19 protein-coding genes and 2 tRNA genes are annotated in these 16,218 nt (G+C 27.5%); 11 read left to right on the plus strand and 10 right to left on the minus strand.

What is annotated here, in order from left to right; genetic code table 11:
• Nucleotides 1-9: 9 nt before the first annotated feature.
• Nucleotides 10-1,038, plus strand: coding sequence for a hydrogenase expression/formation protein HypE (hypE, locus tag R3342_RS03300; protein ID WP_318938249.1), 1,029 nt, complete (start codon nt 10-12; stop codon nt 1,036-1,038).
• Here hypE and R3342_RS03305 read toward each other — a convergent pair.
• The 3 genes from R3342_RS03305 to R3342_RS03315 all read right to left on the minus strand — a co-directional run bounded on the left by R3342_RS03305 (nt 1,035) and on the right by R3342_RS03315 (nt 2,083).
• A complete protein-coding gene (locus R3342_RS03305) occupies nt 1,035-1,742 on the minus strand; it encodes a sulfite exporter TauE/SafE family protein (protein WP_318938250.1) in 708 nt (235 codons plus the stop codon). The two genes, hypE and R3342_RS03305, sit on opposite strands and share 4 nt — an antisense overlap.
• 160 nt (nt 1,743-1,902) lie before the next feature.
• Nucleotides 1,903-1,988 (minus strand) — tRNA-Leu (locus R3342_RS03310).
• Between the two features lie 23 nt (nt 1,989-2,011).
• Nucleotides 2,012-2,083, minus strand: a tRNA-Gly gene (locus R3342_RS03315).
• Between the two features lie 179 nt (nt 2,084-2,262).
• Between R3342_RS03315 and cyoE the strand changes: the two genes are divergently transcribed.
• From cyoE to tsaB, 10 genes are all read left to right on the plus strand, one after another.
• Nucleotides 2,263-3,168 (plus strand): heme o synthase, encoded by a 906-nt coding sequence (gene cyoE, locus R3342_RS03320; RefSeq protein ID WP_318938251.1) that lies wholly within the window; start codon nt 2,263-2,265, stop codon nt 3,166-3,168.
• Nucleotides 3,169-3,172: 4 nt separating this feature from the next.
• On the plus strand, nt 3,173-3,754 hold the full coding sequence (locus R3342_RS03325; protein ID WP_318938252.1) for a heme-copper oxidase subunit III: 582 nt from the start codon (nt 3,173-3,175) through the stop codon (nt 3,752-3,754).
• Between the two features lie 58 nt (nt 3,755-3,812).
• The gene (locus tag R3342_RS03330) at nt 3,813-4,793 is read left to right on the plus strand and encodes a cytochrome c oxidase subunit 3 (RefSeq protein ID WP_318938253.1); all 981 of its coding nucleotides are present in this window, start codon (nt 3,813-3,815) and stop codon (nt 4,791-4,793) included.
• 13 nt (nt 4,794-4,806) lie between these two features.
• Nucleotides 4,807-5,160 carry a cytochrome C oxidase subunit IV family protein gene (locus R3342_RS03335; protein WP_318938254.1) on the plus strand — a complete coding sequence of 118 codons (354 nt, stop codon included), beginning with the start codon at nt 4,807-4,809 and terminating at the stop codon, nt 5,158-5,160.
• A gap of 63 nt (nt 5,161-5,223) precedes the next feature.
• Entirely contained in the window at nt 5,224-5,865 is a 642-nt protein-coding gene (locus R3342_RS03340; protein WP_318938255.1) for a hypothetical protein, read from the plus strand.
• Complete coding sequence (locus R3342_RS03345; RefSeq protein WP_318938256.1) at nt 5,865-6,491, plus strand: SCO family protein; 627 nt, start codon at nt 5,865-5,867, stop codon at nt 6,489-6,491. Before R3342_RS03340 ends, R3342_RS03345 begins: the two co-directional genes overlap by 1 nt.
• Nucleotides 6,491-7,012 carry a DUF420 domain-containing protein gene (locus tag R3342_RS03350; RefSeq protein ID WP_318938257.1) on the plus strand — a complete coding sequence of 174 codons (522 nt, stop codon included), beginning with the start codon at nt 6,491-6,493 and terminating at the stop codon, nt 7,010-7,012. Before R3342_RS03345 ends, R3342_RS03350 begins: the two co-directional genes overlap by 1 nt.
• Nucleotides 7,012-7,221: a hypothetical protein gene (locus R3342_RS03355; protein WP_318938258.1), complete on the plus strand. Its 210-nt coding sequence runs from the start codon at nt 7,012-7,014 to the stop codon at nt 7,219-7,221. Before R3342_RS03350 ends, R3342_RS03355 begins: the two co-directional genes overlap by 1 nt.
• An 87-nt stretch (nt 7,222-7,308) precedes the next feature.
• On the plus strand, nt 7,309-8,679 hold the full coding sequence (locus R3342_RS03360; RefSeq protein ID WP_318938259.1) for a TolC family protein: 1,371 nt from the start codon (nt 7,309-7,311) through the stop codon (nt 8,677-8,679).
• A 102-nt stretch (nt 8,680-8,781) separates the two neighbouring features.
• A complete protein-coding gene (gene tsaB / locus R3342_RS03365) occupies nt 8,782-9,456 on the plus strand; it encodes a tRNA (adenosine(37)-N6)-threonylcarbamoyltransferase complex dimerization subunit type 1 TsaB (protein ID WP_318938260.1) in 675 nt (224 codons plus the stop codon).
• Between the two features lie 9 nt (nt 9,457-9,465).
• On the opposite strand, the gene R3342_RS03370 is transcribed toward tsaB, so the two are convergent.
• The 7 genes from R3342_RS03370 to R3342_RS03400 all read right to left on the minus strand — a co-directional run bounded on the left by R3342_RS03370 (nt 9,466) and on the right by R3342_RS03400 (nt 16,213).
• On the minus strand, nt 9,466-10,200 hold the full coding sequence (locus tag R3342_RS03370; RefSeq protein ID WP_318938261.1) for a hypothetical protein: 735 nt from the start codon (nt 10,198-10,200) through the stop codon (nt 9,466-9,468).
• 357 nt (nt 10,201-10,557) lie between these two features.
• A complete protein-coding gene (locus tag R3342_RS03375) occupies nt 10,558-11,253 on the minus strand; it encodes a hypothetical protein (RefSeq protein WP_318938262.1) in 696 nt (231 codons plus the stop codon).
• A gap of 111 nt (nt 11,254-11,364) precedes the next feature.
• A complete protein-coding gene (locus R3342_RS03380) occupies nt 11,365-12,171 on the minus strand; it encodes a mechanosensitive ion channel family protein (RefSeq protein ID WP_318938263.1) in 807 nt (268 codons plus the stop codon).
• Nucleotides 12,172-12,175: 4 nt separating this feature from the next.
• Entirely contained in the window at nt 12,176-12,538 is a 363-nt protein-coding gene (locus R3342_RS03385; protein ID WP_318938264.1) for a DUF1304 domain-containing protein, read from the minus strand.
• A 2-nt stretch (nt 12,539-12,540) separates the two neighbouring features.
• A complete protein-coding gene (locus R3342_RS03390) occupies nt 12,541-14,592 on the minus strand; it encodes a thioredoxin domain-containing protein (RefSeq protein WP_318938265.1) in 2,052 nt (683 codons plus the stop codon).
• A 140-nt stretch (nt 14,593-14,732) separates the two neighbouring features.
• Complete coding sequence (locus R3342_RS03395; protein ID WP_318938266.1) at nt 14,733-14,933, minus strand: dodecin family protein; 201 nt, start codon at nt 14,931-14,933, stop codon at nt 14,733-14,735.
• Nucleotides 14,934-15,025: 92 nt separating this feature from the next.
• The gene (locus R3342_RS03400) at nt 15,026-16,213 is read right to left on the minus strand and encodes a pyridoxal phosphate-dependent aminotransferase (protein WP_318938267.1); all 1,188 of its coding nucleotides are present in this window, start codon (nt 16,211-16,213) and stop codon (nt 15,026-15,028) included.
• Nucleotides 16,214-16,218 lie beyond the last annotated feature (5 nt).

Here is a 16,218-nt window from a genome sequence, read left to right on the forward strand (position 1 = left end):
ATTATTAGAATGAAAGATAAAATAGATATTGGGTTTGAAACTATACATTTAGGACATGGAAGCGGAGGAGAACTAACCAGAAACTTGCTGGATGCTATTATTTTTAAAACTTTTAGCAATCCTTTTTTAGATCAAAAACACGATGGTTCTATAGTTGATTTTAAAGGGAAAATAGCTGTTTCAACAGATAGTTTTGTAATTACTCCAATATTTTTTAAAGGAGGAAACATAGGTAGTTTAGCTGTTCATGGTACTGTAAATGATGTTGCAATGTGTGGGGCAATTCCTAAATATTTATCGTTGGCTTTTATTATTGAAGAAGGTTTAAAAGTTATCGATTTTATAAGTATTGTAAATTCAATTAAAAAAGCTGCAGATGAAAGTGGAGTTCTTATAATTACAGGAGATACTAAAGTTGTAGAAAGAGGAAAAGGAGATAAAATTTTTATTAACACAACTGGTTTTGGAGAAATGCATCCAAAAGCTAATATTTCAGTTTCTAATATTTATGAAGAAGATATTATAATTGTAAATGGATTTATTGCCCAGCATGGAATGGCAATAATGAGTGAAAGAGAGGGATTAGAATTTGAATCGAATATTGATAGTGATTCAACAAATCTAAATTTTTTAGTTAAAGATTTATTAGATGAATTTGGAAAAGATATTAAAATGTTTAGAGATCCTACACGCGGAGGATTAGGTACTGTTTTACACGAAATTGCAAATGATATATCTAAAGGAGTTTATATTAAAGAAGAAGCTATTCCTATAGAAAAACAAGTTGCAGCAGCTTGTGAAATGTTAGGATTAGATCCGCTTTATGTGGCAAATGAAGGTGTTTTTTTAACTGTTGTAAGCAAAAATGTAGCTTCTGATGTACTTCAATTAATGCAAAAACATTCCAAAGGAAAAAATGCAGCCATTATTGGGAGTATAACAAATAATCATCCTAATAAAGTAGTAATGGAAAGTTTAATTGGAGGTAAACGAATTGTTAGCCCTTTAGTTGGAGAACAATTGCCTAGGATTTGTTAATTTACAAAAATCCAATACACACCAATAATAAAGGCAAATAAGCCACTTGCAAATCTAATTCCTTTAAAAAAATTAACATTATGATTGTTACTATTTTTTGAGGCGTGAGAAATATTTCCTATTACAAAAGCATAAGAAATCATTGCTAAAAGAGTTCCAATTCCAAACCCGATAATATATTGGGTAGATTCAAATTTTGTTGTAAATCCTAAAACAGGTAGAAACAATAAAAAATGAGCAATTCCCGCCAAGCCATGAACAAAGCCAAAAGTTAAAGATGCAATATTGTTGTGTTTTAAATTTGTGTGTGTATGATTATGATTAGCTTCAGAAATATGTTGGTGACTATGTTTATGGATAATACTATCATTTTCAGCATGTACATGTGTGTGTGCATGATTTTTTTCTTTTCTAAATAGTTGAACAAAAATCCATATACTTAATCCAATTAATAAAACACCAACAAATTTTTCGCTATGTGCTGAAATTTTTTCAACAGGAATAAATTCTTTGAAGAGTAAAAATAAAACACCAATAGATAGCATTCCTAACAAATGACCAACTCCCCAAAATAATCCAACTTTCCAAGCCTTTTTTTTGCTTTCAATAGCAAAAGGTGTAACAGCAGCTAAATGATCAGGTCCAGAAATTACATGAGCTACAGCAGCTAAAATTCCTGCAAATAAGGGTAAATTAAAGTCCATAAATGTAAAAAATGATGAATATTAAAAATACAATTTTTAATTAAAAAAGACTAAGTTTTATAAGAAATTATGTTATGTTTTTTAGATGACCAATACTTTGTATCTATAAATCTTAAAACTAAAAAAACCTTGAAAATCAAATGATTAACAAGGTTTTTAGTACAGAAGACGGGACTTGAACCCGTACGGGCCTTACAGCCCACTGGATTTTAAGTCCAGCGTGTCTACCAATTCCACCACTTCTGCATTGGTATTTTTATATATTGTAGAGCGAAAGACGGGATTTGAACCCGCGACCCTCACCTTGGCAAGGTGATGCTCTACCCCTGAGCTACTTTCGCAGATCTGTTTTTTTTAAAGAACGAGCATTTATAACCGTAAATGCGAGGGCAAATTTAATACAAATCTGCTAATTGCAAAGATTTTTTTAAATTTATTTTAAAAATTTAGTTAAACAACTTGTTTTAAGGTTGTAAATTTTAAATAATAAAATATATTTGCACAGATTTTAAGTACTGTGATGCAAATATCTTCGAATTCTATACCTGAAAAATTCAATTTTTCAACTGTTTTTTCTGATTTTAAACAGTTAACAAAAGTTGGATTGTCATTAAGTGTTGTTTTTTCTTCAGTAGCTGGGTACTTACTAGCAGTTGATAAAATTGATATTTTAACAATATTAATGTTAGCAATAGGCGGATATTTAATGGTTGGAGCATCAAATGCTTTTAATCAAATTATTGAAAAAGATACGGATGCTTTAATGAAACGAACCAAAAATAGGCCTTTACCTACAGGTAGAATGCACGTTTCTATGGCTATGGTTATTGCTATTTCATTTACTATTTTAGGATTAACAATATTATACAATATAAATCCTAAAAGTGCATTGTTTGGTGCAATTTCTATATTTTTATATACCAGTGTTTACACTCCATTAAAGTCTGTAACACCATTAGCAGTTTTTGTAGGAGCAATTCCAGGAGCAATTCCTTTTATGTTGGGCTGGGTTGCAGCTACTAATCATTTTTCAATAGAACCAGGAACTTTATTTCTGATTCAATTTTTTTGGCAGTTTCCACACTTTTGGGCTATTGCTTGGTTACAATTTGATGAATATAAAAAAGCCGGTTTTAATTTAATGCCAATGGGGCAAAAAAATAAAAAAGCTGTAATTCAGATTATAATTTATACGATTTGTTTAACCTTTGTATCTATAATTCCAGTATTTAAAATAACAGGCAATTTTTATATTTATCCAATTACAGCTGTTATTTTAGTAGCTTTAGGAGGAAAAATGTTGTTTTATGCTATCAAATTGTATAAATTTCAAACGGATAAACATGCTAGACAGTTAATGCTATCTAGTGTTTTATATATTACCTTAATACAAATTATTTACGTAGTAGATAAATTTTTACACTAACTAAATGAAAGAATCAATAGAACAAGAATTAAAAAAATCTCAACGAAAATCAGCAAAGCCAATGCTTTGGATATCGATGATTAGTATGACTATGATGTTTGCTGGGTTAACTAGTGCATACGTAGTAAGTAGGTCTAGGGCTGATTGGGTTTCATTTAATTTGCCAAACGCTTTTAATATTAGTACAACTTTAATTGTGTTAAGTAGCTTTACTTTTTTAATGGCAAAAAGATTTATAAAAAAAGAAAACCAGCAATTAACTACACTATTTTTAATAGCTACTTTGTTATTAGGATTAGGATTTGTTTATTTTCAATTTGATGGTTTTTCGCAACTTTATCAGGAAGGATTATATTTTGCAGGTGACCAAAGTACTGTAAAATCATCATTTATATATGGAATTGCCATTGCCCATTTAGTCCACATTTTTGCGGGGTTAATTGTTTTAATAGTGGTGTTATTTAATCAGCTTTCAAAAAAATATTCTGCCTCAAATTATTTGGGTTTAGAGTTAGGAGCAATCTTCTGGCATTTTGTAGATATCCTTTGGGTTTACTTATTTTTCTTTTTCTATTTTATTAGATAAATAAAAAAATGTATTTTTGGCACAATTATTACTAAAAAAAATCAAAAACTAACTTTATATGGAAGCAACTATTGCTACTAAAACTAATCATTCTACTTGGGACGGAGGGAAAAATAAACCATTAGGAGCAAGTTATGGTAAAATGATGATGTGGTTCTTTATTTTATCAGATGCTTTAACTTTCTCTGCTTTTCTTGGAGCGTATGGTTTAACTAGGTTTAAATTTATTGAATCATGGCCAATAGCCGATGAGGTTTTTACTCACGTACCTTTTATGCATGGTGTTTCTGCACCTATGTATTATGTTGCATTTATGACCTTTATTTTAATTTTCTCCTCTGTAACTATGGTGTTGGCTGTTGATGCAGGTCATCAATTGAAAAAAAATAAAGTAATCTTTTATATGTTTTTAACCATTATTGGAGGTTTAATATTCTTAAGTTCTCAAGCTTGGGAATGGAAACAGTTTATAGGAGGTGAATATGGCGCTTTACAATTAAAAGATGGTAAAATCATTCAGTTTGTAGATAAAACTGGACATCAAATTTCTTTAGAAAGTTTTGCCGCTCATACTAAAACAGAAAGAGTGCGAAGTACAAGATCAAATGGATTATGGTTTGTTAGCGAAAGCTCATTACCACCAGTAACAGTTAGTCAAGTAGTAGCTGGTTTTAAAGCAAACCCTGATATTACTATTAGAACTGAGAAATTAAATTTAGAAACTAAACAAAAAACAATTATTCCTAGAGAAAAAGCAATGGCTTTTTTAAACGAAGCTAAAGCAGTAGTTAAAGGAGCAAACTTAAAAGTGAATGAATATGGTAAAACAGCATTTGCAGATTTCTTTTTCTTTATAACAGGATTTCACGGTTTTCACGTTTTTTCAGGGGTTTTAATTAATATTATTATATTTTTTAATGTTATTATTGGAACATATGAACGAAGAGGACATTACGAAATGGTTGAAAAAGTTGGATTATACTGGCACTTCGTAGATTTAGTTTGGGTATTCGTATTTACATTCTTCTACTTAATTTAATTGAAAACATAAAATGGCACACGCACAAGAACATACATCGCACACAAAATTAATTTGGAAGGTTTTTGCAATTCTTTCCGTAATTACAATAGTTGAAGTTTTTTTAGGTATTGAAAAACCAGATTTTCTTTATCTAACTAATTTTATAGGAACCAATTTATTAAATATAATTTTCATTGTTTTAACTTTAGTTAAAGCTTATTATATTACTTGGTTCTTTATGCATATGGCAGATGAAAAAAAGAACTTAAGAAGAGCTGTTGTTTGGACTGCAGTTTTTTTAATTGCTTATTTAGCTACACTATTGCTAATTGAAGGTGGCTATATACATAGTGTTTTAGGTCCATTAACAAAATGGAACTACTAAATAGAAAATATCTATAGATAAAGGTGGTTTTTAACCGCCTTTTTTTGTTTTTTTGCAGTACGTATGAAAAAATTTTGGGTACTTTTCAGTTTATTTATATTACCTCTGATATTTTATATTTTTTTATCCAAAGGAATTTATAGATATCAAAACTTACCTATTTTAACTAATAAAGTGGTAAACGTTGAGCAATACTCACAAAGTACAACATTTACTAACAAATTATCCGTAGTTTGCTTTCCTGGCGAAAAAAATGATTTATCAAAAGCTAATATTTTTAATTTAAATGAAGTTATTTATAAACGATATAATCAAAAACCATTTTTTCAAATGGTTGCGATTATGCCAATAACAGCAAAAAAAGATTTTGAAAAAGTAAAGGAACAATTAGGTCTGTATACCGATCTTAAAAACTGGCATTTTGTATTTACATCTAAAGATAATATTAAAAAAATATATGATAGCTTTAAAGCTCCAGGTACTTTAGATAAAAATTCACAATCGCCAAATGCTTATATTATTGATAGAAAATTAAGATTGAGAGGTAGAAAAGATGATAAAGATACTGAAGATGGAAAATTATATGGTTATAATATGAAATCTGTAGCTGTTTTAAAAAATAAAATGAAAGATGATATTGATATTATTTACTATCAATATAAAAAATCAGCGGAGAAAGAAAGACGAAACAAAAACAATCACTAATGAAAAAATATTCATATGTTGGCATCGCTTTTATTATATTAATTTTTGGAATTTATGCTGTTCCTAAAATTGTAAATAAATTTAAAAAGCCAAAATTAGCGACTATTACAAAAGTTCCAGATTTTGAATTTATTAATCAAGATGGAAAATTAATTACCAATTCATTTTATAAAAATAAAGTTTATGTAGTAGAATTTTTTTTCACTACATGCCCAACAATTTGCCCAAAAATGAATAAAAACATGGTAACTATTCAAAATAAATTTTATGGAAACCCAAATTTTGGCATTGCTTCATTTAGTATAAATCCAAAACATGATACTCCTAAAATTTTAAAAGAATATGCAAAAGAACATGGGGCAACATTAAAGAATTGGAATTTTTTAACAGGAGATCAAGATAAAATTTATGAATTAGCTAATATTGGGTTTACTTTATATGCAGGAGAAGATAGCCAGGCAGCTGGAGGGTTTGAACATTCAGGTTCATTTGCTATAGTGGATAAAAACGGTAATATTAGATCGAGATATGATGAATATGGAAATCCTATTGCTTTTTATGATGGTTTAGATCCAAAAGAAATTCATAAAATAATAGAAGATGTTAATATATTATTAAATGAATAATGGAAAAAATTTCAAAGAAATATAATACTTGGATTATTATTTTATCTATTGCAATTCCACTAGTTGTAGCTTTACTGTTTAGTGTAAAAATAGACCTTAAATTACCTGTTTTTTTACCTCCAATTTATGCTACAATTAACGCATTTACAGCAGTAATTTTAATAATTGCACTATGGGCAGTAAAATCTAAAAAGATTCGCCTTCACGAAAAATTAATGAAAACAGCAATTGTATTTTCTGTTTTATTTTTATTGTTATATGTGTTGTATCATATGACTTCTAATTCAACAAAATTTGGAGGTGAAGGACCAATAAGAATTGTTTATTTTATATTGTTAATTTCACATATTTTGCTATCTATTGCAGTAATTCCATTTGTTTTAATTACTTACGTTAGAGCAATTACCAATAATATTGAATTACATAAAAAAATAGCTAAATATACTTTCCCTATTTGGTTATATGTTGCAATTTCAGGTGTTTTAGTTTATATTTTAATTTCACCATATTATCACCATTAATGAGAAAGCTTATTTACATATTAGTTTTTTTAAGCTTCCAATTTGCCAATGCGCAATGTGCTATGTGTAGAGCGGTAGTTGAAAGTGGTGATGCTTCTCAGGCCGAAGGATTAAATTCAGGAATACTATATTTAATGGTTTTTCCGTATTTATTGGTTGGGGCATTAGTTTTCTTTTTAATCAAAAGGATACGAAAGCATAAAATTTAACATTTCTATAAGAGGTTTACTGTGTAACAAATGATAAATTTAGTCGTCTTATAACTAAATTTAACCAAAAAAACTGACCTATAGCTGATGAGAACTAAATTTGTAAGTGTTTTAGCATTATTATTTTTAATTAATGTTCATGCACAAAAAAAAATATGGAGCCTACAAGAATGTATAAACTACGCCTTAGATAATAATATCTCTATAAAACAGCAAGAACTTAATAACCAATTAGTTGAAGAAAATATTACAACTGCAGAAGGTAATTTTTATCCTTCCTTAAATGCTTCAGCTTCACAGAATTTTAATTTTGGTTCTTTTATAGATATAAATGGAGGACGAGTTTCAAAAGATTCAAGATCAAATAATTTTAGTTTAAGTACTAGTGTAACTGTGTTTAATGGATTTAGAAATAAATATAATTTATTGCAAGCCAAAAAACAGCTGCAAGCCGCAGGATTTGATTTGCAAGAAAATAAAAACAACATTATGCTGTATGTTGTTAACTCATACTTAAACGTACTTTTAGCTAAAGAAAACATTATTATTGCTCAAGATCAAGTAGATATTAGTAAAAATCAAGTTGAAAAAGCTAAGGATTTAGTTGCTGCTGGATCTAGTGCTAAAGCTGCTTTGTTAGAAGCTGAAGCTAGTAAAGCTAGTAACGATGAAAAACTTACCAATGCTAAAAATAGTTTGGATTTAGCTTTGTTAAGCTTATCTCAACTACTTCAAGTTTCTAATAAAGGTTTTGATGTTGAAGATGTAAAACTAAATATTGATTCTGCATCTTTATTATATAATGATACGGATGCTATTTTTAATAAAGCACAAACTATTTTACCAGAAATAAAAAGTGCAGAATTAGGAGTGGAAAACGCTGCTACAAGCCTTAAAATTGCAAAATCTTGGCAATATCCATCATTGTCTTTTGGAGCAGGAGTAGGGACTGGATATCAACACTATCAAGGAAGTAAAGACGTTCGTACTATTATTGACCCAAATACTAATTTACCGGTTATTGTTCCAAATGGTTTTGGGCAACAATTAAGTGATAATTTAGGTTATAATTTTGGATTTTCTTTAAATATTCCAATTTTTAATGGGTTTCAAACTAAAGTTGGAATAAATAAAGCTAAAATTAATCAGGATAAGGCAAACCTACAATTGCTAGATAAAAAATTGAAATTAAGAGAAAGTATTGAGAGAGCGTATGCAGATGCAAAGGCTTCTTTAAATCAATATATAGCAGCAAAGAAATCATTAGATGCACAAAATGAGTCTTTTAAAAATGCACAAGAAAGTTATAATTCTGGAGTAATGAATTTCTTTGATTTTGACCAAGTTAGAAATCGTCTAGTTAGTGCAAAATCATCTATGATAAATGCAAAATACAACTATGTATTCAGAACTAAATTATTAGAATATTATTACGGCATACCTATTGTAGTTGAATAGGTTTTATTGTAAATACTTTGAAAAACATTCAGCTTTTTGGTTGAATGTTTTTTTATTGAAAACATTTGAAATAAGTATATTTGCATTTTAAATTAATGTAGTTTGGTATATATTTTAAATATTGAAACCGCAACAAAAAATTGTTCCGTAAGCGTTTCAAAAGATGGTAAAGTTATTGCATTACACGAATTAAACGATGGTAAATATTCTCACGCAGAAAAATTGCATGAATTTATTAAAACTGTAATAGAAGAATCGAATATTGAATTTAAAGATTTAAATGCAGTTGCAGTAAGTAAAGGACCAGGATCCTATACAGGTTTACGTATAGGTGTTTCTGCAGCAAAAGGAATTTGTTTTTCTTTAGATATTCCGCTAATTGCAACTAATACACTGCAAACTTTAGCAATGTCTATTACTAATAATGATGGAATTAAAATACCATTATTAGACGCTAGAAGGATGGAAGTTTATAGTGCTGTTTTCTCTAATAAAAACATGGAAATTAGAGAAGTAGAAGCAGAAATTATAGATAAAACCTCTTTTAATGAATATCTAATTGGTGGAAAAGTTTATTTTTTAGGCGATGGAGCTTCTAAATGTAAAGAAATAATTACTCATAAAAATGCTATATTTTTAGAGGATAAATTTCCATCAGCTAATGAAATGGCAAAATTATCAATTGAAAAATATAAAATAAGCGACTTTGAAAATGTCGCTTATTTTGAACCTTTTTATTTGAAAGACTTTTTGATTACAATGCCAAAAAATAAATAAACTTAATTATTATAAAGTATTATAATAATTAAAAATCTTAATTAAATCATTTTCTCTAGTAGGTTTTAATTTTTTTGATTTAATAAATTTTTTTATTTGTTGAGATTTATCCCCGAAAATATTTATAAATAATTTCTTTTTTTTAGGAATTTCTAAAATTTCAGTGTTTAGTTTGTAAAAATAAGAATAACTTTTATTAAATCGAGCAGGATGATCAGTTTCATAAGATGATTTAGCTTTTTTTGCAGGTGTTAAAGTAACAGTATATTTTTTATACAAAGTAGACTTTTTTCTATTTAGTAAAACTTCTAAATAACCTGTTTTGGTTTTATTCTTTGTTGTTTTATAGGTTAATAATTCAAATTTTTTCTTATAAATTGAAATTTTAAAACAATTTAATTTTCTTAAATTAATAAAAGAGTTTTCAGATTTTTGAATTTCAATTATATCTCTAAAGATATTATATCTAATCAAAAATTGATAAATTTTGTTTTCAATAGTGTTAGTTATTCTCCCTATTTCAAATTTTTTACTTTCGAGATATGGACTACCTGTATAATTAGCAAATTCTTTATTTTTAGCATAAGGATTTAAGGTTATATATAAATTTGAAACAGCAGAGCTATAATAATAACTGGAAGGAGTCCATGGAGCAATCCCAGTAGCAACACCATGCCTTCTTGCTTGTCCAAGGGAAATTGAACTAATAAAAATAATAAGGACAAGAGAATATAAATTTTTCATAGCATATTTCTATAGAAATTAGATAATTAAATTTACGCAATTTTTTTAAAGTATATAAATATAAACAAAAAATTAATAATATTAGTTTTATTTATTTAAATAAATAAGTATAAAAAGTCAGATTAAAAAATTTATTTTTTAATCTGATGTGTATTTGGAATTTCAAAATTAGCTTTGTTAAAAGTTAATTTATTTTCTTTATTGTAATTAATAATATTTAGATTTGGCAAAGTTCCATTCGGAATATTATTAATTTATTTTGTTATAAATGCTTGATTTTTTAGTTATACTAATTTTACTTAGCATTTTAATTTAATTACTTACTTTAAATTTTTTAGAAAATAATTGAACCTATCTTTATATAGCATTATAATAATTAAAAATCTTAATTAAATCATTTTCTCTTATAGGCTTTAATTTTTCCTTTTTAATAAAAGATTTTATTTGTTGAGATTTATTCCCGAAAATATTTATAAATAATTTCTTTTTTTTAGGAATTTCTAAAATTTCATTGTTTAGTTTATAAAAATAAGAATAACTTTTATTAAATCGAGCAGGTTTATCTTTTTCAAAAGAGGATTGAGCTTTTTTTGCGGATATTAAAGTAACAGTATATTTTTTATATAATCCAGTGTTTTTACGATTTAGTAAAACTTCTAAATAACCTGTTTTAATTTTACCCTTTATTTTATATGTTAATAACTCAAATTTCTTCTTATAAAGAGAAATTTTAAAATAATTTAATTTATTTAGGTTAACAAAAGAGTTTTCTGATTTTTGAACTTCAATGATGTCTTTATAGATGTTGTATCTAATCAAGAATCGGTAAACTTTATTTTCAGTTGTATTAGTTATTGTTCCTACTTCAAATTTTTTACTTTCGAGATATGGGCTACCTGTATAATTAGCATATTCTTTATTTTTTGCATAAGGGTTTATGGTTATATATAAATTTGAAACTGCAGAATTATAATAATAACTTGATGGTTGTGTTTGCCCTATTGAAACTGAGTAAATAGAAATAAAAAAAAAGAAAGAAAGTATGTTTTTCATAAAAATTAGATTAAGCTTTAAAGATATTGTCAAATATACTTGAGTTTACTTTATAAAACAATATTAACTCGAAGGATGTTTTGTAATTATTGAAATTAAAAAACAAATTAATTATTTTTTAATTTCAACTTGATGTGGGTATGGAATTTCAATACCAGCTTTGTCAAGTGCTAATTTACCTTCTTCCAGAATGTTAAAATAAACTTTCCAGTAGTTTTCTGTTTTAGTCCAAGGGCGAACAGCAAAATTAACGGAGCTATCTGCTAATTCAGAAACGTTTATAGTTGGAGCAGGATTTTTTAAAATATCTGGATTATTTAGTAATACTTGCATTAAAACTTCTTTTGTATGCTTTATGTCTGCATCATAACTAACTCCAAAAGTCAAATCGACACGCAATGTGCCTTCTTCAGTATAATTAATTATATTTCCATTAGATAAAGTTCCGTTTGGAATAATTATTAATCTATTTTGTGGAGAATTTAATTTTGTTACAAATATTTGAATTTCTTTAACTACACCTATTTCGCCTTGAGCTTCTATTAAATCTCCTACTTTAAAAGGCTTAAAAATCATTATTAAAGCTCCTCCAGCAAAATTAGCTAAAGATCCTTGAAGCGCTAATCCAACAGCTAAACCTGCGGCTCCTAATATAGCAATAAATGATGTTGTTTCTACACCAACTTGAGCAATAGCAGTTATAAAAACTAATATTTTTAAAGCCCAGTTTAATAAGTCTCCAAGAAAATTTTGAAGTGTTATATCAACACCTCTTTTTTCCATTAGTTTTTGAGTCAGTTTTACAATTTTTTTAGAAAGCCATAACCCAATTACTAAAATTAAAATAGCAATTATTACATTGGCTGCATTATTTTTAATAAATGTTAAAGCGATGTCTAAATATTTTTGGTAATTCATAATTTTAAAATTTTAATAAAATTAATAATAATCCAATAATTGCTGGTACAGATTGGATAAAAAATAATTTAATTTTCTTTGTTGTATATGCTCCATATAATCCTGCAATTGAAACGCATAATAAAAAGAAAATTGCAATTTTATCGAAATTAGCTTTTTCAATTATAGCCCAAATTAATCCTGCAGCCAAAAAGCCATTGTATAATCCTTGGTTTTTTGCAAGTGTTTTAGAAGTTTTGGCATCTTCAAGTTTTAAACCAAAAGTTTTTAATCCTTTAGGTTTATCCCAATAAAACATTTCTAAAATCATAAAATAAATATGTTCAAAAGCCACTAATGCCACAAAAAATATTGATATATATTTCATAATTAATAGTTTATTTTAATTTGATTCCAAGCTTTGTTTATATCTGTAACGGGTAATTGGCAAGCTCCATCAACACAAATATATATTAAAGTTTTTTTAGTTGCATCTCTTCCTTCCATTAAAGGAATATTACTTTTTGTAATTGTTCCTGCAATTAGCTTATTAGGAATATACTTAGTATTAATTTCTTTTATTTTATTTAAAGCATCACTTCCAGAAACAGCAATTTCATAATAGGAGCCAACATAATTACTAAATAATTCTAACCAATTTGAATAACCACCGCCATAATTTTCAACTTTATCATAGACGTTAGATAACATTTGTTTACTTACTTTTAGATAGTAAGTATTAGAATAATAATGACTTAATTTAAATAAATTGTTTGCCATAATTGAATTTGAAGAAGATATAACATTGTCTTCTATTTCTAATTTTCGAGTAATTAATTCAGCATCTCTATCTGAAGTAAAATAAAACATATGGTTTTTTTGATCGAAAAAATGATCAAATGTATAATCGGTTAATTGTTTGGCGGTAGTTAACCATTTTTCATTTAAAGTAGCTTCATATAAACTTATAAAAGCATCAATAACGGTTGCATAATCTTCTAAATATCCATTAATAGTACTTTTGCCATTTTTGTAATTGTGATTTAATCCACCATCTGAAGTAATTTGTTTAGAAACAATAAATTGAGCATTTTTTAATGCAATATCTAAATAATGAGAATTATTAAAAACCGAGTAAGCATCTATATAACCTTTAAGCATTAAAGCATTCCAGGAGGTTAAGGATTTATCATCTAATCTTGGTTGCGATCTTTTTTCTCTGACCACTAATAATTTTTTATTCCATTCAGATACTTTTTCTTCTAAGGTTTTTAAAGTGATATGATTTTTTTTAGCAAAAACTTCGTCCGATTCATTTCTAATTAAAACATAATTTTGATTTTCCCACAAACCATAATTATTAATATTGTAATAATTAGAAAATAACTCAAAATCATTTCCTAAAATTTCTTGTAATTCTTCTTTTTTCCATACATAATAAGCTCCTTCTTCTAAATTACCTTCTTTGTCTAAACTATCTGCATCTAATGAAGAATAAAAAGCTCCTTCTTTACTGGTCAGTTCATTGTCTATAAACTGAAGCGTTTTGTAAACAACATTCTTATAGGTTTTATTTTTAGTAGCTTGATAGGCTTTTGAATACAAACTAACCAATTGCCCATTATCATAAAGCATTTTTTCAAAGTGAGGAATATGCCATTTTTGATCGGTGGAATATCTTGAAAATCCACCTTCAATTTGGTCAAAAATTCCACCAAAAGCCATATTATCTAATGTTGTATTTACATAATCATTAATTTCAGGATCATTAGCTTGATTACCATATCTAAGCAAAAAACTAAGATTATTTGGCATTGGAAATTTTGGAGATCCTTTGGAGCCTCCTAACTTTGTATCTAAATTATTTTTCCAGTTGTCAACTGTTTTTTTTAATTTATCAATTGAAATGATAATGTCTTTATCATTAAACTGAACTAAACTTGAATTTTTAACTCCTTCAGTAAGTTTTTCTGCGTATTCTATTGCTTTTCCAGGATCTTCTTTATATAAATTCGCTAATTGAGTAAGTGCATTTATCCAATTTTTTTTAGGAAAATAAGTTCCTCCCCAAATAGGACGACCATCTGGCAAAGCAATACAATTTAAAGGCCAACCACCTCTTCCAGTCATTAATTGTACAGCATTCATGTAAACTTGATCAATATCGGGTCTTTCTTCTCGGTCTACTTTAATACTGATGAAGTTTGCGTTCATAACTTTAGCAACTTCTTTATTTTCAAAACTTTCATGTTCCATTACGTGACACCAATGACAAGATGAATATCCAATAGAAATAATTAATAATTTATTTTCCTTTTTTGCTAGTTCTAAAGTTTCATTATTCCAAGCCATCCAATTAACTGGATTGTGGGCATGTTGCAATAGGTAAGGACTGGTTTCAGTTATTAATTTGTTTGTGTATTTATTTTTAGACTCTTGCATTTTTATTTCGTTTTGTTTTTTACAACTTATTATGTTTATAAATAAAATGATTATTAGTAAATATTTCATAATAATTTGCAAAATATTTTAAAAGAAAAAAGCGCTTTATTAATAAAGCGCTTTTTTAACTTTTTACGTTGTTATTTAACTTCAAAGGTAATTTTAACGTTTACTCTAAATTCTTCCACGTTATTGTTATTAACAACAACACTTTGTGACTGTACAAATGCAGATTTAATATGCTTAACACTTTTTGAAGCATGTGCAATTGCATTTTTAGTGGCTTCTTCCCAATTTTTTGGAGAGCTAGCCATTATTTCGATAACTTTCATTACTGCCATAATCTTGATTTTTTTAAATTGTATACTTACAATATACAAAATAATTTACAGATTACTAGTAATTTACAAAGTGTCTATAGCTTAAATATGAATTAATTTAATGCTTTTTTAATTCTGTTAACGGCTTCGCGAAGCTGTGTTTCTGATGCGGCAAAAGAAATTCTAATACAATTTGGATCTCCAAATGCTTCACCTGATACGGTAGCTACATTTGCTTTTTCCAATAAAAACATAGAAAAATCAGAAGCAGAATTTATAAAAATGCCTTTAATTGTTTTTCCAAAAAAATAGGTAACATCAGGGAAAAGATAAAAAGCACCATCTGGAACAGTTAATTTAAATCCATCAATTTCTTTAAATAATTCAAGCAACATATCTCTTCGTTGCTTAAATTCGTCTACCATATATTGAATTTTGGAAACAGGAGCTTCAATGGCTGTAATAGTAGCTCTTTGAGCAATACAGTTTGCTCCAGACGTAATTTGTCCTTGCATTTTTGTACAAGCTTTTGCTATCCATTCAGGAGCTCCCATATAACCAATTCTCCATCCAGTCATTGCAAAAGCCTTTGCAACACCGTTAATAGTTATGGTTCTATCGTACATGCTTTCTATAGAAGCAAAACTAAAAATAGGAACATTGTAATTTATATGTTCATAAATTTCATCTGAAATTATATAAATTGATGGATGTTTTTCTAAAACTTTTGCCAAGGCTCTGTATTCAGCTTCAGAATATACGGCACCACTTGGATTGCTAGGTGAATTAAAGAAAATTAATTTAGTTTTTGGAGTAATAGCTTCCTCTAATTGTTTTGGTGTAATTTTAAAATCTGTTTCAACGGAAGAAGGAATAACTTTGTAGGTTGCTTCTGCTAAGGTTGAAATTGCACTATAACTAACCCAATAAGGGGCAGGAAGTAATACTTCATCTCCTGGATTTAATAATACCATAGCAACATTTGCAAGAGATTGTTTTGCGCCTGTTGATACTACGATTTGAGAAGGGTTATAATTTAAATTATTATCTCGTTTAAATTTTTTGCAAACAGCTTCTTTTAACTCCATATATCCATCTACAGGAGTATAAGAGTTATAATTTTGATTTATAGCTTCAATTGCAGCATCTTTTATAAAATCAGGAGTATTAAAATCAGGTTCTCCTAAACTTAAACTGATTATATCAATTCCCTGATTTTTTAACTCTCTTGCTTTGGCAGCCATAGCAAGAGTTGCAGATATTGGTAAATTATTAATTCTGTTGGATAATTGATTTTTCATATCAA

Origin of the sequence: Lutibacter sp. (genome assembly GCF_033723435.1) — a bacterium.
Classification (GTDB): Bacteria; Bacteroidota; Bacteroidia; order Flavobacteriales; family Flavobacteriaceae; genus Lutibacter.

What these genes read in the sequence shown, in the direction of transcription:
- hypE (WP_318938249.1), top strand. Translation starts at nt 10, where the DNA reads ATGAAAGATAAAATAGATATTGGGTTTGAAACTATACATTTAGGACAT.
- R3342_RS03305 (WP_318938250.1), bottom strand. Translation starts at nt 1,742, where the DNA reads ATGGACTTTAATTTACCCTTATTTGCAGGAATTTTAGCTGCTGTAGCT.
- cyoE (WP_318938251.1), top strand. Translation starts at nt 2,263, where the DNA reads ATGCAAATATCTTCGAATTCTATACCTGAAAAATTCAATTTTTCAACT.
- R3342_RS03325 (WP_318938252.1), top strand. Translation starts at nt 3,173, where the DNA reads ATGAAAGAATCAATAGAACAAGAATTAAAAAAATCTCAACGAAAATCA.
- R3342_RS03330 (WP_318938253.1), top strand. Translation starts at nt 3,813, where the DNA reads ATGGAAGCAACTATTGCTACTAAAACTAATCATTCTACTTGGGACGGA.
- R3342_RS03335 (WP_318938254.1), top strand. Translation starts at nt 4,807, where the DNA reads ATGGCACACGCACAAGAACATACATCGCACACAAAATTAATTTGGAAG.
- R3342_RS03340 (WP_318938255.1), top strand. Translation starts at nt 5,224, where the DNA reads ATGAAAAAATTTTGGGTACTTTTCAGTTTATTTATATTACCTCTGATA.
- R3342_RS03345 (WP_318938256.1), top strand. Translation starts at nt 5,865, where the DNA reads ATGAAAAAATATTCATATGTTGGCATCGCTTTTATTATATTAATTTTT.
- R3342_RS03350 (WP_318938257.1), top strand. Translation starts at nt 6,491, where the DNA reads ATGGAAAAAATTTCAAAGAAATATAATACTTGGATTATTATTTTATCT.
- R3342_RS03355 (WP_318938258.1), top strand. Translation starts at nt 7,012, where the DNA reads ATGAGAAAGCTTATTTACATATTAGTTTTTTTAAGCTTCCAATTTGCC.
- R3342_RS03360 (WP_318938259.1), top strand. Translation starts at nt 7,309, where the DNA reads ATGAGAACTAAATTTGTAAGTGTTTTAGCATTATTATTTTTAATTAAT.
- R3342_RS03370 (WP_318938261.1), bottom strand. Translation starts at nt 10,200, where the DNA reads ATGAAAAATTTATATTCTCTTGTCCTTATTATTTTTATTAGTTCAATT.
- R3342_RS03375 (WP_318938262.1), bottom strand. Translation starts at nt 11,253, where the DNA reads ATGAAAAACATACTTTCTTTCTTTTTTTTTATTTCTATTTACTCAGTT.
- R3342_RS03380 (WP_318938263.1), bottom strand. Translation starts at nt 12,171, where the DNA reads ATGAATTACCAAAAATATTTAGACATCGCTTTAACATTTATTAAAAAT.
- R3342_RS03385 (WP_318938264.1), bottom strand. Translation starts at nt 12,538, where the DNA reads ATGAAATATATATCAATATTTTTTGTGGCATTAGTGGCTTTTGAACAT.
- R3342_RS03390 (WP_318938265.1), bottom strand. Translation starts at nt 14,592, where the DNA reads ATGCAAGAGTCTAAAAATAAATACACAAACAAATTAATAACTGAAACC.
- R3342_RS03395 (WP_318938266.1), bottom strand. Translation starts at nt 14,933, where the DNA reads ATGGCAGTAATGAAAGTTATCGAAATAATGGCTAGCTCTCCAAAAAAT.
- R3342_RS03400 (WP_318938267.1), bottom strand. Translation starts at nt 16,213, where the DNA reads ATGAAAAATCAATTATCCAACAGAATTAATAATTTACCAATATCTGCA.